Origin of the sequence: Phenylobacterium sp. (assembly GCF_036501465.1) — a bacterium.
GTDB lineage: Bacteria > Pseudomonadota > Alphaproteobacteria > Caulobacterales > Caulobacteraceae > Phenylobacterium.
The window spans coordinates 1-8,902 of sequence record NZ_DASYAF010000075.1 but is presented as its reverse complement, the minus strand read 5'-3'; the positions used below and the strand labels follow the sequence as shown (position 1 = coordinate 8,902).

The following is an 8,902-nucleotide window of genomic DNA, read 5'->3' as shown; positions in this document are numbered from 1 at the left end:
GCGGGCCCGGGTCCGCGCGCACCCCAGGGCCGCGGCTACCGTCGCGGCGCCCGGCCGCAGCAGCACGGCGGCCTCGGTGAGCGCCGCGCAGTCGTCGGTGGGCGGCTTGGCCGCGGCCGCCGCCTCGGCCTGGCGGTTGCGAACCGGCGCGCCGCCGCCGCGGGTGTCTGCGATCACCGGCCCGCCGATGGTGGCCAGCGCCAGGCGGTAGGCGGCCCGCGCCTCCAGGTCCTTGTCCCCGGCCTCATTGGCGAACCGCAGCCCGGCCAGCAGATAGGTCTCGGCCTGATAGGCGCTGCCGGATCGCGCCAGCCGCGCCGCCTCGCCGGCCGCCGTGCAATAGGCGGCCATGGCCGAGACGTCGGCGGGCGGCCCGTCGTCGGCGCGTTCGGACAGGGTCGCCAGCGCCTTGTCGCCGCGGTCGCCGTCGCCGGCCGGGGTGGCCAGCACGCCTTCGGCGGCCCGCGCGCGCTGGCCGAGCCCGCGGCTCGTCCCCGCTTGGACAGCGCCGGTCGGGCGGCAGATGCGCACCGGTGTCTGGAGGTTCGGCGCCTGGACAATCACGCTCGCTGCCGCAGCGTTACACGCCGCAGACATCAGGCCCGCCGCGATCAGCGCAGCCCGGATCGAACCCCTGATTTTACCCCAGCGCAAGCTCTGGACCCTCGCCTGGCGAAGGCCACGGTGAACGCAGTTCCGCAAGACCGCAAGCGCCGGTGAAGCTTCGGGCCTACGGGAAGGTCGTGTGGCGGCTCAAGGGGCCTATCGAAGGTCGCGGGCCGACCACAGTTTTCGTCGCCTCCGAGCGCGGGTTCAGTGGTGAGCTTCGTGGCGGCGGGTCTCCCAGCCCTTCTTCGCGGCCGCCGAACGGCTGGAACTGGACTGGCTGGAGCCGCCCTTGTGGCCGCCCTTGCGCGAAGACGCGTGGCTTTCCGTCTTGCCGCGTCCCGAGCCCGACTTCTTGCCGCCGCCGCTCTCCTTGTTCACCGTCGCCCAGGCCCGGCTCTCGGCCTCCTCGTGGCTGACGCCGCGGTGCTCGTAGCCCTTCTCGATGTGCGCGGCCTTGCGCTTCTGCTTGTCGGTGTAGCTGCTCTTGTCACCTTGGGGCATGGCGATCTCCTTCCGTTCATCGAGGTCTAACGGGCCGGTCCGGGCCGGGTTCACCCCTGGGCCGGCGCGTCCGCCAGCGCCTTGGCCCGCTCGAGGTCGGCGACGAAGGCCGTAAAGGCGGCGTGGCGCTCGGCGTCGCCGCGCAGGCGCAGCAGGGCCGACGGATGCACCGTGATATAGCCGCGCCAGGCCCCGAAGTCGGCCGGGCCGCGATTTCGCATGACCGGGATGCGTCGTCCGCACAGCGCCAGCGCCGCCGTCGCGCCGAGCGCCACCACCATCTTCGGCCGCACGAAGCTAAGCTCGCGCTCCAGCCACCAGCGATAGTGCTTCACATCGCCGGCGGTGGGCGACTGATGGATGCGCCGCTTGCCGGAGCGGCGGAATTTGAAGTTCTTCACGGCGTTGGTGACATAGGCCTCGTCGCGGGCGACCCCGGCCTCGGCGAGCGCCCGGTCGAGCAGGGCGCCGGATGGCCCGACGAACGGCCGCCCCGCTTCGTCCTCGCGGTCGCCGGGTTGTTCGCCGACCAAGGCCAGCTCAGGGTGCATCGGCCCTTCCCCCAGAACCGCGCGATCGGAGAAGGACGGCGGCGGCGGGGTCGCCCGGATCAGGCGGTTCAGCGCCGCCAGGGTACGCGGCGCGGAGGCGGCGTCCGGCGCGCCGAGCGGCTTGGTCTGGGTCATGGCCATCGCAGCAACGGCGAGGCGCCGCCCCACGTTCCGCGGCGGGCCACAGGGCGCATCGGCGGCGACCCCATGGCCTCAAGGCGGTGCTAGGATGTCATCCGGGAGCCAAAGCACAGCTGGCGGCGTTCCGCCCACGGGGAGCCCGCCTTGACCGCCAAGAAGACCTCCGAACCCGCCCAGGACCCGCCGGCCAAGGCGCGCAGCCTGCTTCGGGTCCTCGGCCCCGGCCTGATCACCGGTGCGTCCGACGACGACCCCAGCGGCATCGCCACCTATTCTCAGGCCGGCACGCAGTTCAACTTCGACACCGCCTGGCTGCTGCTGTTCAGCTGGCCGCTGATGTGCGCCATCCAGGAGATCAGCGCGCGCATCGGCCGGGTCACCGGCCGCGGGATCGCCGGCAACCTGTTGCGTCACTATCCCCGCCCGGTGGTCGCCGCGATCATCCTGCTGCTGGTCGCTGCCAACACCATCAACCTCGGCGCCGATCTGGGCGCGATGGCGGCCGGGCTGAAGCTCGTCGTGGGCGGACCGGAACTGCTCTATGTCGCGGGCTTCGGCCTGCTGTCCGCCGGCCTGGAAGTGTTCGTCCGCTATTCGCGCTACGTCTTCTTCCTGAAGTGGCTGACCCTGGCGCTGCTGGCCTATGTCGGCGTGGCCATCGTGGTGCACGTTCCGTGGGGCACGGTCGCGCTGCGCCTGGTCGCCCCGCACATCCGCTGGGGCGCCGACTACCTCACCATCATGGTGGCGATCCTCGGGACCACGATCAGCCCCTACCTGTTTTTCTGGCAGGCGGAGGAGGAGGTCGAGGAGGTCAAGGAGCATGCCGGCGCCAAGCCGCTGAAGCGCGCGCCGAAGCAGGCCGAGGCCGAGTTCAAACGCATCCGCATCGACACCTATATCGGGATGGCGCTCTCCAATGTCGTGGCCCTGTTCATCGTGGTCACCTGCGCCGCGACCCTGGCCGCACACGGCGTGACCAACATCCAGACCTCGGCCCAGGCGGCGGAGGCCCTGCGGCCAATCGCCGGGCCCGCCGTGTTCCTGGTCTTCGCGCTCGGCATCGTCGGCACGGGGCTGTTGGCGGTTCCCGTCCTGGCCGGCTCGGCCGCCTACGCCATCGGCGAGGCCCTCGGCTGGCGCGTCGGCCTTTCGCGCAAGTTCGGCCGGGCGCGGGAGTTCTACCTGGCCATCGCCGCCGCCACGGCCGTCGGCGCGGTGCTGAACTTCACCCCGCTCGATCCCTTCAAGGCGCTGTTCCTGAGCGCGGTGATCAACGGCGTCGTGGCCACGCCGGTCATGGTGATGATGATGCTGATGGTCAGCCGTCCCAAGATCATGGGGCGCTTCGTCCTGCCCTGGCCGTTGAAGGCGGTCGGCTGGGCCAGCGCCGCGGCCATGGCCGCCGCCACGATCGGGATGTTCGCCACCCTCGGGCACTGAGCGGCGCTCAGCTGGCGCGCCGGCGGGGCACCACGCTGATCTTGCCGCTGTTCTCCAGGGTCGCCAGCTTCACGTCTTCCAGGCGCTCCACCTGCTCGATCCGCGCGCTTTCCAGGAGGTCCATCTGGCCCACGCCGTGCCGGCGCGCGGCGCTGCGATCGACCGCCCCGTCCCGGATCAGCACCACCGGGTCGGCCTTCATGATCCGCGCCAGGAAGCCTGAGCGCAGGGTCAACAGGGCGAACAGCCGGTGCAGGACCACCAGCACCAGGGTCGCGGTGATCGACGGCCAGACGTCGGCCTTGCCGGTCATCACCCGGCTGAGGTTGGAGCCCACGATCAGGGCGACGATGATGTCGAGCGGCGAGCTGTGCGAGAAGGTGCGGCGGCCGGCGATGCGGATGTAGAGCACGCCCAGGAAGAAGATCAGCACCGCGCGGACGCACAGCTGGGCGGTGTCGGCGCCCTCGTCCGGTCCGATCAGCGCGCGAAACCAGTCCATCCGGCCGCCTCCCTCCGGGCTCGGAGGCTTCAATCCGGCGGCCACGCTGTCGGTTCCCTGCGGAGGCGTCTGTGGGCCCCCGCCACAGCCGCGCCTTGTCTCGCGCGCGGTTTGCTCCGAAGAACGGGCGCATGCACAGGATCGCGCAGTTCGGAGCCGGGCGGATGGGCGCCGTCCACCTGGCCAACGCCGCCAACCATCCGAGGCTCGAGGTCGCCTGGCTGGTCGATCCCCGGCCGGACGCCGGCGCGATCGCCTCGTCCGTCGGCGCGCGGCTGGGCAGCGTCGAGGATGTGCTGGCCGACGCCGCGGTCGAAGGCGTCATCGTCGCCAGCTCCACCGATACCCACCTCGACCTGGCGACAGCTTGCCTGGCCGCGGGTAAGGCGGTGTTCTGCGAGAAGCCCCTCGACCTGGACCTGCCGCGCCTGCTCGCCGCCGAGTCCGACCTGGTGACGCCCGCCGCGCCGCTCTACGTCGCCTTCAACCGGCGCTTCGACCCCGATTGCCGCGCGCTCCAGGCCCGGCTGGCGGCCGGCGAGATCGGTGAGCTGGAAAGCCTGAATATCGTCAGCCACGATCCGGCCCCGCCGCCGGCGCACTTCATTCCCACCAGCGGCGGGCTCTATCGCGATTTCACGATCCATGACTTCGACCTGGCGGGCTGGCTCATGCCTGACCCGATCGTGGAGGTGTTCACCTGGGCGAGCTGCCTGGTGGATCCCGCCATCGCCGCGGCGGGCGACGTCGACACCGCACGCACCCTGTTGCGCGACGCGAAGGGTCGCCTGTGCATGATCAGCAACTCGCGGCGAAGCGGCTACGGCTTCGACCAGCGGATCGAGGCCTTCGGCTCAGGCGGAATGCTGCGGGGCGGCGACCTTGTGCAGGACACCGTCCAGCTGTGGCGAGAGGCCGGCGCCCAGGCCGCACCGCGGTACATGGACTTCATCAGCCGCTATGCCGAGGCCTACCGCGGCGAGATGGATCACTTCGCCCAGGTCCTCGCGGGGACCGCCCAGCCGGAGACCGGCTATGCGGACAGTGTCCGCTCGCTGCGCCTGGCCGAGGCCGCGCGGCGCTCGCTCGCGACCGGCGCGCCCGTCCGCCTCTAGGCCCCGAGCCGCAGCAGCACGACGCCGTGGTTCGGGACCAGGACGCGGTAGGACTTCAGTTTGCCGAGTTCCTTGGCCGCCCAGATGTCGCGGGTCCTGACCGGGGCCTTGAACCCCAGATCGGCGTAGTTCACCTCCACATAGGACGGCTGGTCGGAGAGGTTGAACAAGCCCACCGCCTTGCCCCCGCCGGCCAGCGGCCGGGCCCAGACCTCCAGCGGTCCTTCGGCGTGGACGCGGTCGCCCTGGCGACCGGCCTTGTCCTGGTCGATGGCGATCACCTCGCGGTTGGTCAGGATCGCCAGGGTGTCGGGCGTCATCTTGGTCAGGTCGTTGCCGGCCAGCAGCGGCGCGGCCAGCAAGGCCCAGAGGCTCATGTGCGTGCGGTACTCGACGGGGTTCATGCCGCCGTTGCCGACCTCCAGCATGTCCGGGTCGTTCCAGTTCCCCGGCTTGGCGTACTTCGAGAGCCCCGCCTGGCCGAAGCCGATCGTGGCCATGCGCGAAAACCGGTCGGAGATATCGCCGGTGGTGCGCCACAGGTTGCCGCCCACCGAGCCGCCCCAGCGCCAGACCTGAGCCACGCCGTACTGGCACAGGCTGTAGACGATGGGTCGGCCCGTCGCCCTCAGGGCCGCGTCCATCTTCCTGTAAGCCGCCAGCTCGATCGCCTGGGCCTTGTCCAGCGAGCCGGTCGCCTTCATCTGGTCGCCCAGGCTACAGAGGTCGTACTTCAGGTAGTCGATCCCCCAGGCGGCGTAGGTGGCCGCGTCCTGCGCCTCGTGCCCGAAACTCCCCTCGTAGCCCGCGCAGGTCTTGGGCCCCGGCGACGAATAGATGCCGAGCTTGAGGCCCTTGGAATGGACGTAGTCGGCCAGCGCCTTCATGTCGGGGAACTTGGAATTGGGGTGGATCACGCCGGCGGCGTCGCGCGTCCCTTCCCAGGTGTCGTCGATGTTGATGTAGCGATAGCCGGCGTCGCGCATGCCGCTGGACACCATGGCGTCGGCCTGGGCGCGCACGGTGGCGTCGTCGATCTTCGCGGCGAAGTGGTTCCAGCTGTTCCAGCCCATGGGCGGCGTCGGCGCGGCGGACGGCGGCGAGGCCATGGCCGGCCCGGCAAGCAGGGCGGCCAGCCCGACGGCGACGAGACCTTGGCCGATCTTCCGGATCATTGCGTGTCCTCCCCCGGGTGATTTGCGCACTCTAACCGGGTGGGACGCAATAACGAGCCCGCTCACGCGCCGGCGTTCAGGGACCGGCGGCCCGACCCCTGCCGGCGACCGGCGGCGTGAACCAGATCGGCGAGGACCAGGCGCGTTCCTGGATCGTGGCCGGCACGGCGGTGGGCAGCGGCAGCTTCTCCTTCACGGCCAGGATCGTGCTCCAGCGCGGTGTCGGGATCTCCAGGGCGCGGGCGTAGTAGACGGCCGCCGTCCTGGGATCGAACTCAGGGTCCTGCCAGACGGTGGCGAGGGACGCCGCGCCGATGGAATTCCGGTAGGTCGCGGTCTTCAGGTCGACGGTGTCGCCGATGGCCGGCGCCTTGCCGCTCTTCGGATCGACCTTGCGGCCGCCCGACAGCACCGCGTCGAAGACCTTCTCGCCATAGGTCCCGTCGGGCTTCAGCCAGACCTTGATGACCTGGATGCGGTCGAGATTGGCGCCGGCGGGATCCTTCATGGCCTGCAGGACGAAGCGCGGGGCTTTGGCCGCCTGCGGGCGCGCCGGCAGGTCGGAGCCCATGGGGACGCCCGATGCATAGGCGCTCTTCACCCAGTCGGCGCGCCGGATCGCCGCCGGATCGAAACCCCAGCCGCCGAACATCCGCAGGCGGATGCGCGTGCCGGAGGTGGCGAAGGTCTCCTTGCGCTTCAGCGCCGCGAAGATGGCGTTCCTGGTGTTCTCCTCCGCCCAGACGCCTGTGAGCGAGCCCGGGCTGAACTGCACGGGGTGGAATTTGCCGCCCTCTTCGCGGGCCGCGCCGCGTTCGCGCGAGCTCATCGCCTTCTCGGCCACCTCACGGGCCGGCAGCATGGTCTTCGGATCGATGCCGTAGGGGCCTGAGCCGGCGTAGGCGCTCTCGTCGCTCACCGACAGGCCGTTGTGGATATCGGAGCCGCCGACCACGCCCATCTTGAAGGGATTGGCGCCCACCTTGGACTGGATGATCAGGCCGCGGCCGTAGGCCTCGCGGACATAGGAGCCGTGCTCGCCACGCACCGCATCGACCAGTTCGAAGTTGGCGAACTCGTCCTCCATGGAAAGTTCCGGCCGGGTTTCCGAGGTCCCCTTATGCTGGCCCATTTCCACCAGGGGCTCGTTGGCGGCCCGCTCCAGGGCGTAGGACTCGTCGATCGGCCGGCCATCGGACATGTTCCAGTCGAAGTCGTGGCCCCGGCTGAGGTTGGAATTGTGCGGGATGGCGATGACGTCGATCCCCTTGGCGCGCGTCGCCTCCAGGTACTTCCACAGCGCCTCGGGCTTGTTGGAATCGTCGGCCGTGAAGGGCGACGGCGCCTGGGCGGCGTTGAAGATCACGTTGCGGTGCATCGTCCCGCCGGCGTCGCCGCGCGCCGACCACTCATAGGCCACGAAGGTGGTGAAGGTCCCCGGCCGGTAGTTGTCGTTGGCGGCCTTCATCTCCACCGCCCAGCCGTTGCTGGCGGCGGTCGCGTCGCGCACCGCCTGGCGACCCGCCGCGCCGGTCCGGCCGATCGCCTGGCCGACGTTGCCGCGGCGCTCGAGGTCGTTGGCGTAGCTCTGGATCGCCTGCCCGGTCGCCGACTTGGAAAAGGCGCTCTGTGGGTCGTCGAGCTGGTGCATCGCGCCCAGGTATTCGGAGTGGTCGGTGACCGCGGCGAAGTCGAGCGGCCAGGCGCGGCGGGCGGACACGTCGCCCGAGGTGATCCCTTCCTCGTTTTTCACCTGCACCGCCGGCACTATGACCGGCTCGCCACGGGCGAACTTGTAGGCCTGGTCGGGGGTGACCTTGGTGCCGTAGGTCCAGGCGTCCAGCGACATGGTGGTGTGCAGGTGCAACTCGCCGAAGAACACCCGCCGTTTCTCCGGAGCGACGGGACTCCTGTAGGTCTCCCCGGGCGGGGTCGGCGGCTCGGCGCCGGCGGCATGGGCACGCGAGGGCCCGCCGGCCGGCTGGGACAGCGCCAGCACCCCGGCGGCCAGGGCCAGCGCCGAGACCGAAACGGCCAGCAGGCGAACGCGCGTCATCGGTCTAGCCCGCCGTGGCGCGGAAGCCGGCCGGCGTGAACCAGATCGGCGAGGTCCAGGCCCGCTCCTGCACGCTGGCCGGCGCGTTGGTCGGCAGCGGCAGCCCGTCGCGGATCGCCAGCAGGGTGTTCCACCGCGGCGTGGGGATCTCCAGGACGCGGGCGTAGTAGACGGCCGGTGTCTTGGGATCGAACTCCGGGTCCTGCCAGACGGCCGACAGGGCCGCCGCGCCGATGCTGTTCTTGTAGGCGCCGGTCTTCAGGTCGACGGTATTTCCGACCGCCGGCGCATGGCCCCTGGCGTCGTCCCTGCGGCCACCGGACAGGGCGGCGTCGAACACCTTTTCCTTGTAGTCGCCGTGGTCGAGCCAGACCTTGATGATCTGGATGCGGTCCAGGTTGGCGCCGTCCGGGTCCTTGGAGGCCTCGACCACGAAGCGCGGGGCGTGCGCGGCCTTCCCCGGCGCCGGCAGGTCCGAGCCCATGGGCGCGCCGACCGCGTAGGCGTGGGCCACCCAGCCGGGCTTGCGCAGCATCGCCTTGTCGAAGTCCCAGCCGCCGAACATCCGCAGGCGGATGCGCGTGCCGGAGGTGGCGAAGGTCTCCTTGCGCTTCAGCGCCGCAAAGATCGAGTTGCGCGTGTTCTCCTCGGCCCAGACCCCGGTGAGCGCTGCGGAAGCGAACTGCAGCGGGTCGTTCTCGCGCTGGCCGGTCGGCCGCACTCCAGGTCCGCCCGGCTCGTCCATGCCCAGCGCCGCACGCGCCGCTGCGCCGGTGGGCAGCATCGTGTGCGGGTCGAGCCCGCTGATG

General features: G+C 70.8%; 9 protein-coding genes. 2 read left to right on the top strand and 7 right to left on the bottom strand.

Going from position 1 to position 8,902, the window contains the following annotated elements:
• The 3 genes from VGL85_RS08280 to VGL85_RS08270 all read right to left on the bottom strand — a co-directional run.
• The coding region (locus VGL85_RS08280; protein WP_331587950.1) for a hypothetical protein at positions 1-564 on the bottom strand (564 nt) is incomplete at its 3' end.
• Positions 565-813: 249 nt separating this feature from the next.
• On the bottom strand, positions 814-1,110 hold the full coding sequence (locus VGL85_RS08275) for a plasmid stabilization protein (RefSeq protein WP_331587948.1): 297 nt from the start codon (positions 1,108-1,110) through the stop codon (positions 814-816).
• 50 nt (positions 1,111-1,160) lie between these two features.
• Entirely contained in the window at positions 1,161-1,796 is a 636-nt protein-coding gene (locus tag VGL85_RS08270; protein WP_331587946.1) for a UdgX family uracil-DNA binding protein, read from the bottom strand.
• A 150-nt stretch (positions 1,797-1,946) separates the two neighbouring features.
• Between VGL85_RS08270 and VGL85_RS08265 the strand changes: the two genes are divergently transcribed.
• Positions 1,947-3,245 (top strand): divalent metal cation transporter, encoded by a 1,299-nt coding sequence (locus VGL85_RS08265; protein ID WP_331587944.1) that lies wholly within the window; start codon positions 1,947-1,949, stop codon positions 3,243-3,245.
• A 7-nt stretch (positions 3,246-3,252) separates the two neighbouring features.
• Here the strand turns inward: VGL85_RS08265 and VGL85_RS08260 are convergent, their stop codons facing one another.
• Positions 3,253-3,747, bottom strand: a complete 495-nt coding sequence (locus tag VGL85_RS08260) for a DUF421 domain-containing protein (protein ID WP_331587942.1) — start codon at positions 3,745-3,747, stop codon at positions 3,253-3,255.
• A 131-nt stretch (positions 3,748-3,878) separates the two neighbouring features.
• Between VGL85_RS08260 and VGL85_RS08255 the strand changes: the two genes are divergently transcribed.
• Positions 3,879-4,862 (top strand): Gfo/Idh/MocA family protein, encoded by a 984-nt coding sequence (locus VGL85_RS08255; RefSeq protein ID WP_331587940.1) that lies wholly within the window; start codon positions 3,879-3,881, stop codon positions 4,860-4,862.
• Here VGL85_RS08255 and VGL85_RS08250 read toward each other — a convergent pair.
• The 3 genes from VGL85_RS08250 to VGL85_RS08240 all read right to left on the bottom strand — a co-directional run.
• Positions 4,859-6,037: a glycoside hydrolase family 27 protein gene (locus VGL85_RS08250; protein ID WP_331587938.1), complete on the bottom strand. Its 1,179-nt coding sequence runs from the start codon at positions 6,035-6,037 to the stop codon at positions 4,859-4,861. The two genes, VGL85_RS08255 and VGL85_RS08250, sit on opposite strands and share 4 nt — an antisense overlap.
• Before the next feature lie 76 nt (positions 6,038-6,113).
• Entirely contained in the window at positions 6,114-8,093 is a 1,980-nt protein-coding gene (locus tag VGL85_RS08245; RefSeq protein WP_331587936.1) for a DUF3604 domain-containing protein, read from the bottom strand.
• A gap of 4 nt (positions 8,094-8,097) precedes the next feature.
• Positions 8,098-8,902 (bottom strand): DUF3604 domain-containing protein (locus tag VGL85_RS08240; RefSeq protein WP_331587934.1); only part of this gene is annotated, 805 nt, incomplete at its 5' end.

What these genes read in the sequence shown, in the direction of transcription:
- VGL85_RS08255 (WP_331587940.1), top strand. Translation starts at nt 3,879, where the DNA reads ATGCACAGGATCGCGCAGTTCGGAGCCGGGCGGATGGGCGCCGTCCAC.
- VGL85_RS08260 (WP_331587942.1), bottom strand. Translation starts at nt 3,747, where the DNA reads ATGGACTGGTTTCGCGCGCTGATCGGACCGGACGAGGGCGCCGACACC.
- VGL85_RS08275 (WP_331587948.1), bottom strand. Translation starts at nt 1,110, where the DNA reads ATGCCCCAAGGTGACAAGAGCAGCTACACCGACAAGCAGAAGCGCAAG.
- VGL85_RS08270 (WP_331587946.1), bottom strand. Translation starts at nt 1,796, where the DNA reads ATGACCCAGACCAAGCCGCTCGGCGCGCCGGACGCCGCCTCCGCGCCG.
- VGL85_RS08250 (WP_331587938.1), bottom strand. Translation starts at nt 6,037, where the DNA reads ATGATCCGGAAGATCGGCCAAGGTCTCGTCGCCGTCGGGCTGGCCGCC.
- VGL85_RS08245 (WP_331587936.1), bottom strand. Translation starts at nt 8,093, where the DNA reads ATGACGCGCGTTCGCCTGCTGGCCGTTTCGGTCTCGGCGCTGGCCCTG.